The organism is Aquibacillus salsiterrae (genome assembly GCF_028416595.1).
In the GTDB taxonomy this organism is placed as follows: domain Bacteria; phylum Bacillota; class Bacilli; order Bacillales; family Amphibacillaceae; genus Aquibacillus_A; species Aquibacillus_A salsiterrae.
In genome coordinates this window covers 281684-300937 of the sequence record NZ_JAMQKC010000003.1, presented here as the reverse complement: position 1 = coordinate 300937, position 19254 = coordinate 281684, and the positions used below count along the sequence as shown (strand labels likewise).

Annotated in this window: 17 protein-coding genes; all 17 read left to right on the top strand. The window is 37.3% G+C overall.

The genetic code is table 11. The features are described 5' to 3' along the window. Positions 1-119 precede the first annotated feature (119 nt). The 17 genes from NC799_RS06120 (at position 120) to NC799_RS06040 (ending at position 19119) form a co-directional block, all read left to right on the top strand. A complete protein-coding gene (locus NC799_RS06120) occupies positions 120-1001 on the top strand; it encodes a ketopantoate reductase family protein (RefSeq protein WP_272445494.1) in 882 nt (293 codons plus the stop codon). A 1-nt stretch (position 1002) separates the two neighbouring features. Continuing rightward, positions 1003-1386, top strand: a complete 384-nt coding sequence (locus NC799_RS06115) for a DUF3397 family protein (protein WP_272445493.1) — start codon at positions 1003-1005, stop codon at positions 1384-1386. A gap of 77 nt (positions 1387-1463) precedes the next feature. Next, positions 1464-3086 (top strand): bacillithiol biosynthesis cysteine-adding enzyme BshC, encoded by a 1623-nt coding sequence (bshC, locus tag NC799_RS06110; protein ID WP_272445492.1) that lies wholly within the window; start codon positions 1464-1466, stop codon positions 3084-3086. 488 nt (positions 3087-3574) lie between these two features. Next, positions 3575-4006 (top strand): division/cell wall cluster transcriptional repressor MraZ, encoded by a 432-nt coding sequence (mraZ, locus tag NC799_RS06105; RefSeq protein ID WP_272445491.1) that lies wholly within the window; start codon positions 3575-3577, stop codon positions 4004-4006. A 66-nt stretch (positions 4007-4072) separates the two neighbouring features. After that, on the top strand, positions 4073-5047 hold the full coding sequence (rsmH, locus tag NC799_RS06100; RefSeq protein ID WP_272445490.1) for a 16S rRNA (cytosine(1402)-N(4))-methyltransferase RsmH: 975 nt from the start codon (positions 4073-4075) through the stop codon (positions 5045-5047). Then, on the top strand, positions 5047-5433 hold the full coding sequence (gene ftsL, locus NC799_RS06095; RefSeq protein ID WP_272445489.1) for a cell division protein FtsL: 387 nt from the start codon (positions 5047-5049) through the stop codon (positions 5431-5433). Before rsmH ends, ftsL begins: the two co-directional genes overlap by 1 nt. A 33-nt stretch (positions 5434-5466) precedes the next feature. Then, a complete protein-coding gene (locus NC799_RS06090) occupies positions 5467-7653 on the top strand; it encodes a penicillin-binding protein (protein WP_272445488.1) in 2187 nt (728 codons plus the stop codon). A gap of 92 nt (positions 7654-7745) precedes the next feature. Next, positions 7746-9683: a stage V sporulation protein D gene (locus NC799_RS06085; protein ID WP_272445487.1), complete on the top strand. Its 1938-nt coding sequence runs from the start codon at positions 7746-7748 to the stop codon at positions 9681-9683. A 73-nt stretch (positions 9684-9756) separates the two neighbouring features. Beyond that, a complete protein-coding gene (locus tag NC799_RS06080; RefSeq protein WP_272445486.1) occupies positions 9757-11229 on the top strand; it encodes a UDP-N-acetylmuramoyl-L-alanyl-D-glutamate--2,6-diaminopimelate ligase in 1473 nt (490 codons plus the stop codon). 40 nt (positions 11230-11269) lie between these two features. Continuing rightward, positions 11270-12625, top strand: a complete 1356-nt coding sequence (locus tag NC799_RS06075; RefSeq protein ID WP_272445485.1) for a UDP-N-acetylmuramoyl-tripeptide--D-alanyl-D-alanine ligase — start codon at positions 11270-11272, stop codon at positions 12623-12625. Between the two features lie 41 nt (positions 12626-12666). Then, positions 12667-13653, top strand: coding sequence for a phospho-N-acetylmuramoyl-pentapeptide-transferase (mraY, locus tag NC799_RS06070; RefSeq protein ID WP_272445484.1), 987 nt, complete (start codon positions 12667-12669; stop codon positions 13651-13653). Further along, positions 13650-14999, top strand: a complete 1350-nt coding sequence (murD, locus tag NC799_RS06065; protein ID WP_272445483.1) for a UDP-N-acetylmuramoyl-L-alanine--D-glutamate ligase — start codon at positions 13650-13652, stop codon at positions 14997-14999. The genes mraY and murD overlap by 4 nt, the downstream gene beginning before the upstream one ends. A 104-nt stretch (positions 15000-15103) precedes the next feature. Beyond that, the gene (spoVE, locus tag NC799_RS06060) at positions 15104-16177 is read left to right on the top strand and encodes a stage V sporulation protein E (RefSeq protein ID WP_272445598.1); all 1074 of its coding nucleotides are present in this window, start codon (positions 15104-15106) and stop codon (positions 16175-16177) included. A 380-nt stretch (positions 16178-16557) separates the two neighbouring features. After that, complete coding sequence (locus NC799_RS06055; protein WP_272445482.1) at positions 16558-17358, top strand: cell division protein FtsQ/DivIB; 801 nt, start codon at positions 16558-16560, stop codon at positions 17356-17358. Continuing rightward, entirely contained in the window at positions 17342-18034 is a 693-nt protein-coding gene (locus NC799_RS06050) for a DUF881 domain-containing protein (protein ID WP_272445481.1), read from the top strand. The genes NC799_RS06055 and NC799_RS06050 overlap by 17 nt, the downstream gene beginning before the upstream one ends. A gap of 15 nt (positions 18035-18049) precedes the next feature. Then, positions 18050-18769, top strand: coding sequence for a DUF881 domain-containing protein (locus NC799_RS06045; RefSeq protein ID WP_272445480.1), 720 nt, complete (start codon positions 18050-18052; stop codon positions 18767-18769). Next, positions 18769-19119 carry a small basic family protein gene (locus NC799_RS06040; RefSeq protein ID WP_272445479.1) on the top strand — a complete coding sequence of 117 codons (351 nt, stop codon included), beginning with the start codon at positions 18769-18771 and terminating at the stop codon, positions 19117-19119. The genes NC799_RS06045 and NC799_RS06040 overlap by 1 nt, the downstream gene beginning before the upstream one ends. Positions 19120-19254: the final 135 nt, after the last annotated feature.

Below are 19254 nucleotides of genomic sequence, written 5' to 3'. Positions count from 1 at the left end.
AACTAATTATGTTAGAGTTGTTGATATAAATAAACTTTTAGAAGAAGCAAAAAAATAGGTAATGCGTCTGGTTTTTGATATTATCAGAGTAATGCGTCTTAAATAAGGGGGAAGTAGGTATGCTTCATATTGGCGTTATCGGTGGTGGTGCAGTTGGACTTTTAATTGCTGCACATCTATCAGATCAACATCGCGTAACGGTCTATGTTCGAAGCGCAAATCAATGTGCTAAACTAGAAGAAAATGGTATAAAGGTATCCTCTTGGGAAAAACCTGCACATATAACAGTTCGACAAATAGATGAACTCAAAAATGAAGATATCCTATTTGTTTGTGTTAAACAATATCAACTTGAAAGCTTACTTCCTAAACTTAAGCGCGTTCAATCCCTTTTAGTTTTTCTGCAAAACGGAATGGGGCACGTTGATTTAATAAAAAAAGAGCAATGGAAAAACTCAATTGTTTTAGCGACATGTGAACACGGGTCTTTGAAACGAAATGAATTTTCGATAACACAAACAGGTTTTGGGAAAATCAATACAGCTTTCTATTGTGGCAGCTATGAAATGTATGAGAAAGCTATCGAAAAGATAAATGAAACGACTTTTCCGTTCGAAAACTTTCCTGATTGGTATGAAATGCTTGCGCATAAATTAGTTGCAAATGCGGTGATTAATCCGTTAACAGCTCTTTTTCAAATTCCAAATGGGGAAATTTTAACGAATCCGGATGTGTTACCACTTGCGAAACAGCTATGTCATGAAGCTTGTCTTGTGCTAGATTTAGTCGAAAAGGAAGAATGGGAAAACGTTCGAACAATTGCTACTGTTACCAAAACAAATTATTCTTCCATGTTAATGGATACTAAAAATAAACGAAAAACAGAAATTGATGGGATTAGCGGGTTTATTCTGACACATGCGAAGACAAAAGTACCGTATACCGAATTTGTTTATCACGGTATGAAGGTAATAGAATCGCGAGCAATGGTGGGGGAATAACATGGTAGACTTTTTAGCGAACAGTATAGCTTTTTTGGTAACCTTTCCACTAATCGCTACAATAATAGTGTATAAAATTTGGGTCACGTTGATACGAAGTAAGAAGCGAGCGATTCATGCCACCGTCAATGTTACGACAGTCTTTTATATAGTGTCTGTTATAACTGTTCTATTTCAGCTAACTAATTATCTTTTGCTTGCCCACACACTTATTTTGTTAATCATTTTACTTGCGTGTTGTGTCGTTGTTCAGTGGAAAACAAAAGGCGAAATTATTTTTACATATGCATGGAAAGTGTTTTATCGTACTTCATTTTTATTATTTTTAGCCTTACATATATGTGTGATGATAGTAGGGCTGGTCGTAACAATTTTACGGATTTAGGACTTAATGTGTGAATTTACGCGTTCTTTTTTGTAAAATACACAGTAGTAGACAATGATAAGAAGGAGCAGGTATCCATGCGGATCGATGCAATAAAACTTAAATTAGAAAACCGGTTGGCAAACGATTACTATGCCAGTAACCCAACCATCATTAATCATTTTGATTATTCTCCTTACCAAATAGATGTGTTCAACCAACGATTAAATGACTTGAAAGAGAGAACTTTTAACCGAACAGAGCTTTCTGATACGTTAAAGTCCCTTAATGAAGAGTGGGGTGCACCTGAGTCAACGTTTGAAAATATTGAACGATTAAAAATAGAAAATAGTGTGGTGGTGATTGGAGGGCAACAAGCAGGTCTATTAACTGGACCATTATTTACTATTCATAAAATAATTTCTATTATCCAATTAGCTAAGCAACAAGAAAAGTTGTTAGGTGTACCTGTTATACCTGTCTTCTGGATTGCTGGCGAAGACCATGATTTTGAAGAAATAAACCACGTGTTTCATCCAAATGGACAACGAATGAAAAAACACAAAATAAGGCAACATCTTACTGAAAAGCTGCCTATGTCAGCATTAGACATAGATAAAGAAGAAGCGAGCATTTGGTTAGCTGAACTTTTTGGTGAGCTCCCGGAAACAAAATATACGTCAAACTTGTATCAGTCGATATTCAACCTATTGCAGGCTTCGAATACATATGTTGATTTTTTCGCTCGGTTAATTTTTAATTTTTTCGAGAGTGAAGGATTAGTGTTGATTGACTCAGGCAATAGCAAAGTGAGAGGAATGGAAAGCGACTTTTTTTGTCAGTTAATTAACAAGCAACCGAAAATAAGTGAAAGGGTTTTTAACACACTTCAAGAGTTGAGAAGTGCTGGATATTCTCTTTCTGTGGATGTGGATGAAAATGAGGGACATCTATTTTATCATAAAAACGGTGAGAGAATCCTTCTCGTAAAAGAAGGGGAACTTTGGGTGGGAAAACAAGGAGAGTGTAGTTTTAATACCGAGGAATTGTTAGCAATTGCTAAAGAGTCACCAGAGCTGTTAAGTAATAATGTGGTGACAAGACCGTTGATGCAGGAGTATCTGTTTCCAAGCCTTGCCTTTATTGGTGGGCTAGGAGAGGTTGGGTATTGGTCTATTTTAAAACCTGCTTTTCACGAGCTCGGAATGAAGATGCCTCCTGTTTTTCCGAGACTATCATTTACGTTAATTGAACCTTTTGTTGATAAGCGACTGAAACGTTTCGGTTTAGAAATAGAAAGGGCAGTAAAACAAGGGGTTGAACTTAATAAAGGGAATTGGCTTGCAAACCAAACGAATCCACCAATTTCTTTAGTTGCGGAGCAAGTAAAACAAGCATTTGACCAAGCACATCTCCCGTTACGTCATCTAGCTAGCCAACTAAGTCCTGCATTAAGAGACCTATCGGAAAAAAATTTGGAATATATCTATGAAGATTTAGCGTTTTTAGAAAAGAGGTTATTGAAAGAAGTTGAACGAAAGAACAAAGAAGCGATTCAAGCCTTTAATTATATTCAATGGAGTCTCAGGCCGCAACAAGGGCTTCAGGAGCGGTCTTGGAATGTTATTCCTTTCCTTAATAAATACGGAAAATCTTTCATAAAAGATATGCTAAGCTACCCACTAGATCTACAAGAGGAACATTTCTTGGTATATTTATAATTTTTTTATTACGAGTAAAGCGCCGGAGCTAATGAATTGATAGCTCTGGCGCTTTTTTATATAAAGATAAAAGATTAAAAAACTCAATAGCTGTCTAGCTCCGAGCGCCTACCCCGCTTAAGCTTGTCGGGGGGTGATCAAGGCGCCCTGCGCTTTTCTTATCTGTAATCATTCCACCACTTTCCACCACTTATCTGGGATTTTATACATTTATGCTATGTTGCGTCGGCTGACATAGCATTTTTTGCTGGATAAGATAATGAAAAATCCAGGAGCTGTCTTGCTCAAGGGAATAGCACCAAGGAATACTTCTAACAACATCGCAACAAATGTTGAATGATGGTGTGTTTTTGCGGGTTTTCTCGTTTTTATTTACTTAAATAGTCGAAAAAAAGGAAACTGATTTCTGCAGGAATAAATTGTGGAAAATCAGTGGTGGAAGGTGGGGGATTGTGGTAATATAGTTTAAGAAAGTGGGGGCGGTTTACATGTTCATGGGCGAGTTTCAACATAACATTGATTCAAAAGGTCGTATTATCGTCCCTGCGAAATTTCGTGAAGGTTTAGGCGATTTATTTGTTTTGACTAGAGGACTTGATCAATGTTTGTTTGCATACCCCATGAATGAGTGGCGTGTATTAGAAGAAAAGCTAAAGAAACTACCGTTAACGAAAAAAGATGCCCGTGCATTCACCCGATTTTTCTTTTCTGGTGCTGTTGAATGTGAGGTGGACAAGCAGGGGAGAATCAACATCCCCGCACCACTTCGTAAATATGCAGCCTTGGATAAGGAATGCGTCGTTATTGGCGTTTCCAACCGAATTGAATTTTGGGCTAATGAAGAATGGGAAAATTACTTTGAAGAGTCTGAGGAGTCTTTCGCTGAAATTGCTGAAAATATGTTGGATTTTGATATCTAATTATTCTCATAAGTAATAGCGTTTTTAGTCATCCTAGAGAACAAACGTAGAAAAAGGAGATTAGATATGTTTGAACATTATAGTGTGTTGAAAAAAGAAGCAGTAGATGGTTTAAATATAAAACCGGATGGTATGTATGTGGACTGCACACTAGGTGGTGGAGGTCATTCTGAACAAATTGCCGCGCAACTAACAAATGGTATGCTGTTTGCATTTGACCAGGACCAACAAGCGATACATGCAGCAAAGGAAAGACTAAGCAGGTATGAACATCGAATTACTTACATCCATTCTAATTTTCGCCATTTAAAGGAAGAACTACATGAATTCTCCATTACTGAGGTTGATGGGATTTTATTTGATTTAGGAGTATCCTCTCCACAATTAGATCAAGGAGATCGTGGGTTTAGCTACCAACAGGATGCCCCTTTGGACATGAGAATGGATCGAACACAAAAAATAACTGCTTTTGATATTGTTAATCAATGGCCATATGAAAAACTTGTTAGGATTTTTTTTAGATATGGAGAAGAGAATTTCTCGAAACAAATCGCTCGTAAAATCGAACAAACAAGACAAAACCGCGAGATTCACACTACGTTTGAATTAGTTGAAATCATCAAAGAAGCAATTCCAGCACCTGCAAGAAGAAAAGGTGGTCATCCAGCTAAACGTGTTTTTCAAGCTATCCGAATTGCTGTGAATGATGAGTTAAATGCTTTTTATGATGTGTTACATCAAGCTGCAGAAATCGTAAAGGTTGGTGGGAGAATATCGGTGATTACCTTTCATTCATTAGAAGACAGACTTTGCAAACAAGCTTTTAAAAAATGGAGTACTACTCCACCACTTCCAAGGAATATTCCAGTTATTCCTGAAGAACTTAAGCCACCATTCAAACAACTTAGTAAGAAGCCTATTTTACCTGGTGAAGGAGAACTAGAGGAAAATAGACGCTCTCGTTCAGCAAAATTGCGTATTGTTGAGAAACAAAAGCCTTGGGATAACAAATTTTTATATCAGGAAGGATGGAATCGATAATGGCAACGAGTGAAGCAAGAAATTGGCAACAATCATGGCAGGAACAAGTAACAACACGACAGGTAGAGCCCGAGCGAAAGGTGAAAGTCAATGGACAAAAACGATGGATAACAACAGGTGAAAAGTTTATCTATTCGATTGTTAGTGTGCTAACTGTTGTCATGCTGCTATTTACAGTCAGTTATAGTATTTCATTAGATTCTTTAAATCGTAATGTTCAGCAACTAGAACAAGATGTCGAACAACAACAAGTTCAAAATGAAAATCTTTCCTATAAAGTAAAGGAATTTAGTAATCCAAGTCGAATATTACGTATAGCAAAAGAAAACGGCTTACAAATCCAAAACGCTAGTGTGAAACAAGCGAGTCAGTTTACCGCAAACTAGGATAATAAGCCAAAGTAAGGGCGGGGAATAGCATTGAGAAAAAGCAAGACTACACAAGTTATGTCAACGGTGTTAATGCTTCTGTTTGTGGTTGTGTTTTTAACCCTGTTAGGACGCTTCTTATACATACAAGGGACTGGGGTAGTTTCTGGAGTTTCATTAGAGGAATGGGCGGATAAGCGCCGGACAAATTCATATCGTATTGATGCACAACGTGGTACTATTTTTGACCAAAATGGAATGGCCCTCGCGCAAGACCGAGCTGTTTACCGGTTGTACGCAATCGTGGACCAGTCTTATACATCTAACCCCAAGGAGCCTAGGCATGTTGTTGATCCGCAAAAAACTGCGGAAATGCTTGCTCCTTTATTAAATATGGATGCTTCAGACATTATTGCACGAATAGAGGCGGGAATAGAAAGAGAACAATTCCAGGTCGAATTTGGCCAGAATGGAAAAGGATTAAGTCAGGAAAGTAAAGATAAAATAGAAGCGCTTGATTTACCTGGGATCAATTTTATGAAAGAAGCAGAAAGGTATTATCCAAATGGTGTCTTTGCCTCTCAACTAATAGGATTAGCCCAAAGAAAAAATGACAAGATAGATGGTGTAACAGGAATAGAATTGCAGCTTAACGAGCAATTATCTGGTAAAAGTGGTTCTATCTCTTATAAGCGGGATAAATACGATACAAAGTTGTTGGAACCTGAAGAAGTATTAAAGGAAGCAAAAAATGGAAATAATGTATATTTAACAATAGATCAAAAGATTCAAACGTTTTTAGAGGATGCAATGGGGCAAGTTGACGAACAATATGAGCCAGAGAGAATGACAGCTGTCGTTATGGATCCCAAAACTGGAGAAGTTTTGGCGATGAGTAATCGTCCCTCCTATAATCCAAACCAATTAGGACAAGTGGAAAATTGGTATAATGATGTAATTTCTACTCCGTTTGAGCCGGGGTCTACAATGAAAATTTTCACACTCGCAGCTGCAATCGAAGAAGGTGTTTATCAGGCTGATGAGACTTATCAATCTGGTCAATATAAGATTGATGAAATAAGTAGGCCGATTAATGATCATAATGCTGGGAAAGGATGGGGCGAAATAACATACGAAGAAGGGATGCAACGTTCTTCTAACGTTGCTGCTGCTAAGCTTGTATGGGAGAAGATGGGCCCAGATAAATTCTTAGATTATTTAGAAGCCTTTCGTTTTAATCAACCAACAGGGATTGATTTACCTGGTGAGCGCCCTGGTAAAATACTATTCAATTGGCCAATTGAAAAAATCACGACATCTTTTGGACAAGGCACAACGGTAACACCCATTCAACAAATGATGGCAGCAACGGCTGTTGCTAATGACGGTAAAATGGTACAACCATATGTTATCTCTAAAATAGAAAATGCAGAAACGAACGAAATTATTACTGAAACGAAACCAAAAGTTGTGGGTGAACCAATTTCTGCATCAACAGCAAAAAAAGTAAGGGACACCCTCGAGACAGTAATAACCTCTGAAAATGGAACAGGTAAAGTGTATCGATTAAGTAATTATTCTGTAGCAGGAAAAACAGGTACAGCACAAATACCAGATCCAGAAAATGGCGGATATTTGTATGGTAATGAAAACTATATTTTTTCCTTTTTAGGGATGGCTCCAAAAGAGGAACCTGAACTAATGATGTATATTTCAATAAAACAACCAAAGTTAGAAGGAAATGAATTAGGATCAGAACCAGTTTCCTTCATTTTTAAAAATGTAATGGAAAACAGTCTTCAATACATGAGTATTGAACCTGATATACAAGAGAACACAAATGTAGCAACTGTTGAACTCCCGGACATTAAAGGGTCTAGTTCAGAAGATGCAAAAAAAGAGTTAGAAGAGATAGGATTGAATGTAACGGTAATTGGTGATGGTAACATAGTAACGACCTATCCGAAACCAGGTACTCAACTCCTTCCAATGGAAAAGGTTTATGTTGTTACAGACAATCCTAAAATGCCAGATATGACAGGCTGGTCCTTACGAGATGTTCTCAAGTTGAAAGATTTAATTGGACTAGATGCAGAATTAATTGGAAATGGTTATGTAACAAAGCAAAATATCAAACAAGGAGAAATTATAAAAAAGGGTAACTATTTAGTTGTTGAACTAAGAAAGCCAAACCAACAAGAGCAAAGTGAAAAATCAGAAAACAGTACAACTGAGTAAGGATATGTAAGGTGGGAAATTAGCAGTGTTCTAATCGTTATTGATTGCTCATATATTGGATACAAGCATACCTGTTAGTAAGGAGATGTACTATGAAACGAGTATCCAATGTTACAATGAGAAAACGATTAGTCACTGTTTTTTTATTAGGAATTGTTGTTTTCGGCATCATCGATTTAAGGCTAGGTTACGTTCAATTTATCATCGGGGACGAGCTGATGGAAAAGGCGAAAGCTTCCTGGAGTAGAGATATTAAATTTGAACCGGAGCGCGGAAAAATTCTTGATAAGAACGGTGAAATACTTGCAGATAATGTATCTGCTCCAACCGTAATGGTCGTTCCACGCCAACTAAAGGAACCTCAGAAAGTTGCAGAAAATCTTTCGAAAATATTAAATGTTCCTGTTGATCAGATGTACGATGAAATTACCCAAAACAGGCGGGATGTTACATTAAAGGCTGGTCGAAAAATTTCAGAACAAAAGGCGAGCGCTATACAGGAATTGGGCATGGATGGTGTTTACATTGCTAAGGATTCAAAAAGGTACTATCCAAATGGTTCCTACCTTTCCCATGTGCTAGGTTTTAGTGGGATAGATAATCAGGGGTTGATGGGATTAGAACTCTATTATGATGAATTACTAAATGGTGAACAAGGAAGCCTTTCCTATTTTTCAGACGCTAAAGGTAAAAGAATGCCTAAAATTGCTGATGTATATACTCCACCAAAGGATGGTAACAATTTAAAGCTAACGATTGATTCAAAAGTTCAAACAATAATTGAACGAGAGTTAGACTTAGCTGAATCTAAATATAATCCAGACGGGGCGCTAGCCATTGCGGTAGACCCAGATACTGGTGGGATTTTGGCAATGTCATCAAGACCAAATTTTAATCCGGAAAAATATCAAGAAGCAGACCCTGACGTGTACAATCGTAATTTGCCAATTTGGAAAACGTACGAACCAGGTTCAACGTTTAAAATTATTACTTTAGCTGCGGCATTAGAAGAGCAGGCTGTCGATTTGCACAAGGATGAATTTACCGATAATGGTGCTATTAAGGTAGGTGGTGCTACGATTCATTGTTGGAAGAGTGGTGGCCACGGTAAACAAACCTATTTAGAAGTTGTGCAAAATTCATGTAACCCAGGTTTCGTTAAACTTGGTGAGAAATTAGGGAAAGAAAAATTATTTACGTATATCAACGATTTTGGATTTGGAAAGAAAACTGGTATTGATTTGAATGGGGAAGGAAACGGAATTCTTTTTAAACCAGAGCAAGTTGGTCCGGTTGAATTAGCGACTACAGCATTTGGCCAGGGGGTTTCTGTGACGCCAATCCAACAAGTAATGGCTGTTTCTGCAGCTATAAATGGAGGCTATCTGTATAAACCCTATTTAGCGGATGAATTTATTGACCCAGTCACAAACGAAGTAGTCAAAAAGAGTACCCCAACTTTGAAAGACCGTGTCATCTCAGAGGAAACCTCTGCAGAGATCAGAGAAGCACTTGAAAGTGTCGTTGCAAAAGGTAGCGGTCGTGGAGCTTATGTGGAAGGTTACCGTGTTGGTGGTAAAACAGGTACAGCGCAAAAAGTTGGTGAAGATGGAAAATACATGAGCAATAATTACATTGTATCATTTATTGGATTTGCTCCAGCAGACGACCCGGAAATCGTCGTTTATTTAGCGATTGACAACCCGAAAAATACGCTTCAATTTGGTGGTGTCGTTGCAGCACCGATTGTTGGAAATATTATTGGTGACAGTTTGCGAGCACTAGGAGTTGAAAAACGCGACGGCGGGTTGGAGAAAGAATATCAGTGGCCAGATAAACCGTTAGTGGAAGTGCCAGATTTAAAAGGATTAACAAAAAAAGACTTACAAAAGTATCTAGTTAATTTGTCTATTGAGGCAAGTGGTTCAGGTGACTATATTATAGACCAGGCACCAAAAGCCGGTGAAATGATCGAAGAGGGTAGCGAAATCCGGTTATATTTTGGTGAAAAAAATGATGATGAATCATAACAACATCATGTAAGTTCTGTTATAATCTAGAGTGTTAGAAATTGGAATACAATTAATGTTAGGATGGAAAAATATGATTCTACGTGAACTAGCTGATGCTTTTGGCAAATTTACAAAACAACGTAATACCGATGACATTGAGGTAAAGGGGCTTGAAATCGATTCTCGAAGTGTAAAACCAGGGGATTTGTTTTTCTGTATAAGTGGCTTTACCGTTGATGGGCACCTTTTTGCTGAGGATGCGATAAACAGTGGTGCTGTCGCGATTGTTGCTGAGAAAGAGCTTGATGTTTCTGTTCCGGTTATTGTGGTGCGGAGTACAACAAAAGCTCTTGCTCTTGCTGCGAACGTTTTTTATGATAACCCAACGAGTAAGTTACAGCTTTTTGGTGTTACAGGTACTAATGGTAAAACAACTGTGACCTATTTACTAAATGAAATATTTAATCATTATCAAAAGAAAACCGGATTAATCGGTACTATTCAAATGAAAATCGGGGAAAAGACGTTTGATGTTAAAAATACAACACCAGATGCATTATTTCTTCAAAAGAATTTTCGCAAGATGGTCGATAATCAAGTAAATGTTGCTTTTATGGAAGTTTCATCTCACGCACTTGATCTTGGTAGAACACATGGTTGTGAATTTGACATTGCCATTTTTACTAACCTATCCCAAGATCATTTAGATTACCATAAGAATATGGAAGATTATTTACATGCAAAAAGTTTGTTATTTTCTCAGCTTGGAAGTGGAATAAATAGAGAATATCCAAAGTTTGCTGTGATTAACGAGGATGACCCTGTCAGCCAATACCTGATAAAAAGTACAGCACAACAGGTTGTTACTTATGGAATAAATAGTAAGAAAGCAAATGTAACTGCTACAGACATTATACTAGATGCGAATGGCTCGCGCTTTACCATTAATGTGAATGGGGACAAATGGCATGTTGCTAGTAAACTAATGGGAAGGTTTAGCATCTATAATATGCTTGCTGCAACTACTGCGGCTTTTTGTGCCGGGGTACCAATTAATGTCATAAAAAGTGCATTGGAAAAGACAGAAGGTGTAAGAGGGCGATTTGAACCGGTTGACGGGGGTCAGCCTTTCGGTGTGATCGTCGATTACGCTCATACGCCTGATTCATTAGAAAATGTTCTAACAACGGTTCGTTCCTTTGTTAAAGGGAAAGTATATGTTGTGGTTGGATGTGGTGGTGACCGGGACCGAACAAAGCGTCCACTTATGGCAAAGATTGCTGTTGACCAGGCAGACCTCGCCATCTTTACCTCAGATAATCCAAGGTCAGAGGACCCTAACCAAATTATTAATGATATGGTTGAGGGAATAGATAAGGAGAACTATCAAGTAATTCTTAATCGGAAAGAAGCTATAACTAAATCGATTCAACTTGCTAAAAATGAGGATGTAGTTTTAATAGCAGGTAAGGGACATGAAACCTACCAAATTATAGGGGAAGATACATTCGAGTTTGATGACAAGCAAGTTGCGCTTGAAGCGATTCAGGCTAGAAAAAATTAAGAATTGTTATGTTATCTTTGCTAAGATAAAGGAGCAGGTTATGTTATTTTCTACAGATTTTTTAACTAAATTATTTCCTAATCACAAAGGTGTTGTTGAAGATGATCTACCAATTCTTCAAGTAACTACCGATAGTAGGGAAAAAACAAAAAAATCCTTGTTTGTACCGTTAAAGGGTGACTCTTTTGATGGGCATGATTTTATTAAAGATGCCTTTACTAATGGAGCAGTAGCAATCTTATGGGAAAAGGACAGAAAGCTCCCAAGCTTTTTGCCAACACAATTCCCTGTCTTTTTTGTCGAGGATACTTTACAGGCACTCCAGCAGCTAGCCCATCGATATCGATGGTTAGTGAATCCTATCGTTATTGGCGTAACAGGATCAAACGGCAAAACAACGACAAAAGATATTATTGGTTCAGTTTTAGAAACGAAATACAAGACCTATCGCACAGAAGGAAACTACAATAACCATATTGGGTTACCGCTAACGATTTTGTCCATGGCACGTGATACAGAAGTCTTAGTAGTTGAAATGGGAATGAACCATTTTGGCGAAATTGAGCTACTTTCCAAAATAGCAAACCCGAATTTTGCAGTTATTACGAACATCGGGGAATCCCATATTGAATTTTTAGGTTCACGGGAAGGTATTGCACAGGCAAAAACAGAAATTGTCGCTGGACTAGATCAAAAAGGCACTTTGTATATTGATGGAGACGAGAGGTTGTTAGAAGGATTACATAGCAACGACAACGTAGTAACCATTGGCTTTAAGGAGAATAATGATCTTTTCATTAATAATTATCAGATGAATGCAACGTCGTCCTCTTTTCATTTAGATGACGATTCATTTGAGCTTAATATGTTAGGGAAACATAATGTGAAAAATGCAGCTTTTGCTATTGCAATTGCTAAAAAGTTAGACGTATCAAAGGAACAAATCCAATCGGCATTAAATAAACTTACGTTAACAGGGATGCGTTTTGAATTAATCAAAGGAAAGAATAATGCAACCATTATAAATGACGCGTATAACGCATCCCCAACTTCCATGAAAGCATCGATAGAGATCATTAAACAAATGACCTCTTATCAAAAAAAAGTGTTAGTCTTAGGTGATATGTTTGAAATGGGCCAACAGTCACAAGAACTTCACCGTTCTGTTGTGGATGCAATTTCAAGTGATATCGACGTTGTTTATACAATAGGCTCCGACTCGAAAGTTATTTCCGATGAAGTTGCCAAGCTTTTTCCAACAGCAAAATCAATGCACTTTGATGACAAGGAAAAGTTGATTCCACAGCTAGTATCTATCCTTAATGGACAAACCGTCGTATTATTAAAAGCGTCACGTGGAATGAAATTAGAATCTATTGTCGAGGCTTTACGTTAAACAATGTTTGGGACGGTTACGTACTAAAGGAGGAAATAATGATGAATGAATATGTCTTAATAGTTACTATGGCAATCGCTTTTTTGATTACCGTCCTTATCTCTCCAATTATTATTCCGTTTCTACGGAGATTGAAATTCGGTCAAAGTATTCGAGAAGAAGGTCCAAAATCCCACATGAAAAAAATGGGTACCCCTACAATGGGGGGAGTTATGATCCTTTTTAGTGTCGTGGTTACAACTGTTATTATGACAGGGAAGTTCAACCCGAATCCAATCAGTTTTGAAATATTTTTATTGTTGTTTGTACTCATTGGATATGGTGTTCTCGGCTTTCTCGATGACTTTATTAAGGTAGCCTTAAAGCGAAATCTTGGTCTTACATCTGCACAGAAGATGATTGGACAAATTATTATTGCACTCGTATTTTATTTTATTTTACGTCAGAATGATTTTCCAACCTATATTCAGATTCCGGGGACAAGCATACAGTGGGACCTCGGGTATTGGTATGCAGCTTTTATTATTTTTATGTTAGTTGGGGCTTCAAATGCAGTCAATTTAACAGATGGGCTTGACGGTTTATTAGCTGGAACGGCTGCAATTGCCTTTGGAGCATTTGGGATTTTAGCTTGGTATGGTTTCCCGCAGTTTGAAATAACGATTTTTTCACTGTCCGTTGTTGGTGCCTTACTTGGTTTCCTAGTGTTTAATGCCCATCCTGCAAAAGTGTTTATGGGGGATACAGGATCTTTAGCTTTAGGTGGTGCAATAGCAGCCGTTGCTATCCTAACTAAATTAGAGTTTTTATTAATTATTATTGGTGGTGTGTTCGTTTTAGAAACACTATCTGTTATCATTCAAGTGATATCTTTCAAAACAACTGGTAAGCGTGTCTTTAAAATGAGTCCTTTACACCATCATTATGAATTGATGGGTTGGTCTGAATGGAGAGTTGTAAGTACGTTTTGGTTAGTTGGTTTAATTTTTGCTGCGTTAGGCATATATATAGAGGTGTGGGTATATTGAAAAAATTAATAGATTTTCCATACAACAGCATATTAGTACTTGGGCTTGCGAAAAGCGGCACTGCAGCAGCTAAACTGTTAGCAAACAACGGAAAACGAGTGATTGTGAACGATTTGCATGCAAAAGACACCGATCAAGCTGTCCAGCAGTTAAATAAACTAGGTGTTCAGGTTGTGACCGGAGCACATCCAACTTCTCTTTTAGATAAAGTAGATGTAGTTGTCAAGAATCCTGGAATTCCTTATGAAAATATTATTGTAAGTGAAGCAGAACTACGAAACATTCCAGTTATTACTGAGGTAGAATTGACTAGCTATTTAATCACTAATCCAATTATTGGGATTACAGGTTCCAATGGGAAAACAACGACAACAACTCTGATTCATGAAATGCTTCTCCGCAGTAGTAAACAAGCAAAAATTGCTGGTAACATCGGAAAAGTTGCAACCGAAGTAGCAGAACACCTTGAAGAAGACGAAACGATGGTGATTGAGCTATCTTCATTTCAGCTTATGGGTATTAAGACGTTTAAGCCAAAGGTAGCTGTCTTTCTCAATTTATTTGAAGCGCACTTGGATTATCATAAGACATTAGAAAATTATGCAAATGCTAAAGCTAACATATTTCAAAATCAAGATGGCGACGATTTTATTGTCTATAACGCGGATGACCAAAGGGTTGTAGAATTAGTTAGTCAAGCTAGATCGACAAAGGTCCCCTTTAGTAGGAACAATGTTTCTATTGACGGAGCCTGGTGTGATCAGGACTATGTATATTTCCGAAAAGAAAAAATTATCGCACAAAAGGATGTAGCCTTAGTCGGAACGCATAATCTAGAAAACATATTAGCTGCTGTGTGTGCGGCTAAATTAATGGGAGCAACAAATGTAGGAATTGCTCATGTGTTATCAACGTTTACTGGGGTAAAACATAGATTGCAATTTGTTAAGAATATAAATGGTCGCCTGTTTTATAATGATTCAAAAGCAACGAATGTTTTGGCTACATCAAAAGCGCTAGCATCATTTTCACAACCAACCATTTTGTTGGCTGGAGGTCTTGATAGAGGAAATTCATTTGATGAATTAATCCCATATCTAAAACACGTGAAGGCGCTGGTTGTTTTTGGACAAACAGCACATAAGCTTGAAGAAACAGCAAGTAAAGCAGGAATAGAGATTGTCGAGTCTGTCGATAATGTTAAACAAGCAGCACAAACAGCGTATCAGCTTTCATCACCAAAAGATGTCATCCTCCTTTCTCCAGCATGTGCAAGTTGGGATCAGTATCGAACTTTTGAAGAAAGAGGAGACATGTTTGTTGATGCGGTGCATACATTAGAGTAGGGGCTTGTCTTATCTAGGTCGAAAGAAAGCCCTGATTCCAATGTATTAGGAAAAGGGGTGTTGTTTGCTTGAAATCAAAACAGAGAACAAAGAACGCACCAGATATGCTGCTTACTATCTCGATTATTGGTCTACTCATCGTTGGGGTAGTAATGGTATATAGTGCATCAGCTATTTGGGCAGATTATAAATTCGGGGATTCGTTTTACTTTGCAAAAAGACAGTTGTTGTTTGCAACTGTTGGTATTGTAGCAATGTTTTTTATTATGAACATCCCATATTTAACTTGGCAAAGGTATGCAAAACCAATTTTATTCATTTGTTTTTTGTTATTGATTGCTGTTCTTATTCCTGGAATTGGTATGGTAAGGGGTGGGGCACGAAGTTGGATTGGTGTTGGAGCATTTAGCATTCAACCTGCGGAATTTATGAAGCTCGGTCTAATTATTTTTCTATCGACTTATTTAGCTTCAAACCAAAAGTACATCACCTCATTCAAAAAGGGTTTTTTCCCATCACTATTGCTCGTATTTGTTGCCTTTGGTTTAATTATGCTTCAACCCGATTTAGGAACAGGAATGGTACTTGTTTTGACCTGTTTGGTCATGATATTTGTTGCAGGGGCTAAAATCTCCCATTTTGTTGGACTAGGCATACTTGGAGTTATTGGCTTTCTTGGTTTAATCATTTCTGCACCTTATCGGATTAATCGGATTACAGCATTTTTAAATCCTTGGGAAGACCCACTAGGGAACGGTTTCCAGATCATTCAATCCCTCTATGCAATTGGCCCAGGTGGATTAATGGGGATGGGACTTGGTCAAAGTCTGCAAAAGTTCTTTTACCTACCAGAACCACATAATGACTTTATCTTTGCCATATTAGCTGAAGAACTTGGCTTTATTGGTGGGACGTTTGTGTTACTATTATTTTTACTAATGTTATGGCGAGGAATACGAGTTTCCTTAGCGGCACCTGATACATTCGGTAGTCTTTTAGGACTAGGTATTATTGGGATGATTTCGTTGCAAGTAATGATTAACATTAGTGTTGTGATCGGTTTAATTCCAGTCACAGGGATTACCTTGCCATTCTTGAGTTATGGAGGGTCTTCACTTACCTTGATTTTGTGTTCGATAGGTATCGTTCTCAACATTAGTAAATATGCAAAACTTTAAGTGCGTATTCAACCTCTTTAAGTTCGATTGACATAGGTCAGTCGGACTATTTTTTTTTACAAATAAGAAAGTAAAAAAAATCCAAGAGCTGTCTAACTCCGTTCGCCCTGTGCTTTTCTTATTTTCTAGGAAATTTATATCATCCGTTTGTTGTGGACGACATGTAAAGTCAGCCACGACCAGTTTGGCGTTTTTGTTTTTCTTGAAATATAATTATATTTCCAATACGATAATCAAAAAATATGATATAATTTTCTTGTAACTATTAAAACGGCATCTCGTATGCCGTTTCCTTGTTTTACAGGGTCTGACTCCCTTAATAACTGGAGTAGATTTCATACTTCGACTAATCTGTTGAAAATAGAAAAGGAAGAATTGGCATGGCCGAGAAAAAAGTTGTCTCGATAGAAGACCGGATTCCCAAACTAAAACAAGCAAGAAAGAAAAAAGCGAACAGAAGGTTAATCTTTTATTTATCTTTATTTTTCATTTTAATTGGTTTGGTTGGATATCTTCAGTCTCCATTGAGTCGTGTTCATACTATAGAAGTAAGTGGGAATAACTATGTTGACGAAGAAGATATCATTGATTTAAGTGGATTATCAACGAGTCAAAACTATTTCAGTGTTAATACAGATGAAGTGGAAAGTAAAGTAAAGAAACATCTAGAAATTGAAAAGGTTAGTGTCAGTAGAAAATTCCCTTCTACGATAATAATATCTGTAGAAGAATTTAGCAGAATTGCCTACATACAAGAGGACAATGACTTTTATCCACTATTAGAAAATGGTGCAACATTAAAATCTTACCCTCTTGAAACGATGCCTGGAGATGCTCCATTGCTCGTCAATTTCACAAAACAAACCTATTTGCAAGAAATGACAAAAGAACTTTCTGAATTGCCTTCTAGTATTACTAATTTAATTTCCGAAGTTCATTGGCAACCGTCAGAAGGCAACCCATACAAGGTTTGGTTATTTATGAGCGACGGCTTTGAAGTCGATGGATCAATCAGAAACTTTGCAAATACAATGAAAGCATATCCTTCCATTTCTGCACAGTTAGACAGAAGTACAAAAGGTGTTATCCGCATGGCTGATGGAGGAGCTGTGTTTGATCCTTATGAAAACATCGAAAAGCAAGGCAACGACGGGGAGAATGAAGATGAAGTTGAAGGGTAAACATGTTATTTTATCTTTGGTGTTATTGGTTTTTGGCTTTCTCTTATCCTTTAGTTACCAACAGACGAAAAACGATTCAAAAATCACTCAATTATCTAATCAATCATGGGAAAGAGGCTACTTTTATCGCCAACAGTTAATTGATTTGGAAGGTGAAAATAAAGAATTACGAGCAGAACTAGACAGAAAGCGACAAGAAATCCAACGTTTTGAAGAAACGTTAGGACAGCAAAAATCTGTTATACGTGATTATGTAGAGACAAAGAAAAACTTGCAAATGTTTACTGGTGAGCTACCTATAAAAGGGGAAGGAATAAAAGTAACTTTACGCGATGCAAACTATATTCCTTCCGAAGCAAATGCAAATCAATACATCGTCCATGAGCGACATGTGCAGTTAGTTTTAAATGAGCTAAATAGTGCAGGCGCAAAAGCTCTTTCGATAAATGGGCAAAGGCTTTACAAAGATAGTTATATTTCTTGTGTCGGACCAGTTATTTCTGTAGACGGTAGACAACACGCTGCCCCTTTTGTCATTGCTGCAATTGGTGAACCTGAAGTGTTAGAGTTAAGTATGACACTTTCAAATGGAGTTATTGACCTGTTAGTTAGTGATAACGTTGAAGTTGAATTGGAACCAGTTGATACCATCGAAATGAAAGCTAGGATAAGTTAAGATAGGTGATGTAGCTTGAAAGGAAGACAAATCATAATCATTTCTTTGGTGTGTGCAGTTGTTGGTTTAATGGCTGCCATTCAGTTTCAATCGGTAAACGAGCCCACCCAAAGAGACACAAGAGATTTATTTGAAGTTCGTACGCAAATACAAGTGGAGCAAAAAAAACAACAGCAACTATATCAACAAATTGCTGAGTCAGAAAAAATAATAGAACAGTATCAAGAAAAAACGCAAGAAGAGCAAATCGCCACGTTAAAAAATTCTATTGAGGAATTAAAGCGTAAGGCAGGCTTGACAGAAATAACAGGTAGTGGGGTTTTAATTACAATAAAACCGATTTTCTTTGATGGTGAAGCAGGACAGCTTTATCCGACAATAACACCAGAACTATTGCACAGACTAGTCAACGAGTTAAATAGTTATGGTGCAACGGATATAGCAATTGAAAACGAAAGAATTATCAATACAACACCGATTAGGTATGTAAATGGTGAAACGTATGTGAACAATCATGCCCTTCGAAAAGTGCCAGTACAAATAAAGGTGTTGTCACAAAACCCAAGTCGATTATTGGATTATATACAAGTAAGTAAGTCAAAAGATTATTTTGCAATCGAAAATTTGGATTTAATTGCTAACATAAAACAAAAATTAGTTTTACCCAAATATGAAGGAATGATTAATGTAGAGATGCTAGAAGTAAATGAAATTGAAATGTCGGGTGAGCAATAATGTGGCTACCTGTACTTTTTTTACTAATTGGCTTAAGCTTAGGTTTATTGACAGATATAACAATTCCAGAACAATTTTCAGATTATTTATCGATCGCTGTTTTGGCGGCCTTCGATACCTTATTTGGTGGGATTAGGGCGCACTTGGAAAAAAAGTTTGACGAACGGATTTTTTTGTCTGGCTTTTTCTTTAACATAAGTTTAGCTGCATGCCTTGCCTTTATAGGTGTTCAATTAGGAATTGATCTTTACCTTGCTGCTGTGTTCGCTTTCGGTGTGAGACTTTTTCAAAATATTGCAATCATTCGCAGGCTCGTTTTAGATCAACAAAAGAATTCAAAACAAAAGTAAAAAACCGAAAGAAAATAGAGGGATTAGTCGGAATATGCCGAATATTGTTAGTTAGATTATTTTTGTTTCCGCTTTGTGGGTTGGTAAATTTTACAATTAGCTAGATATTATGCAAAATAGATTGTAATTCTATCG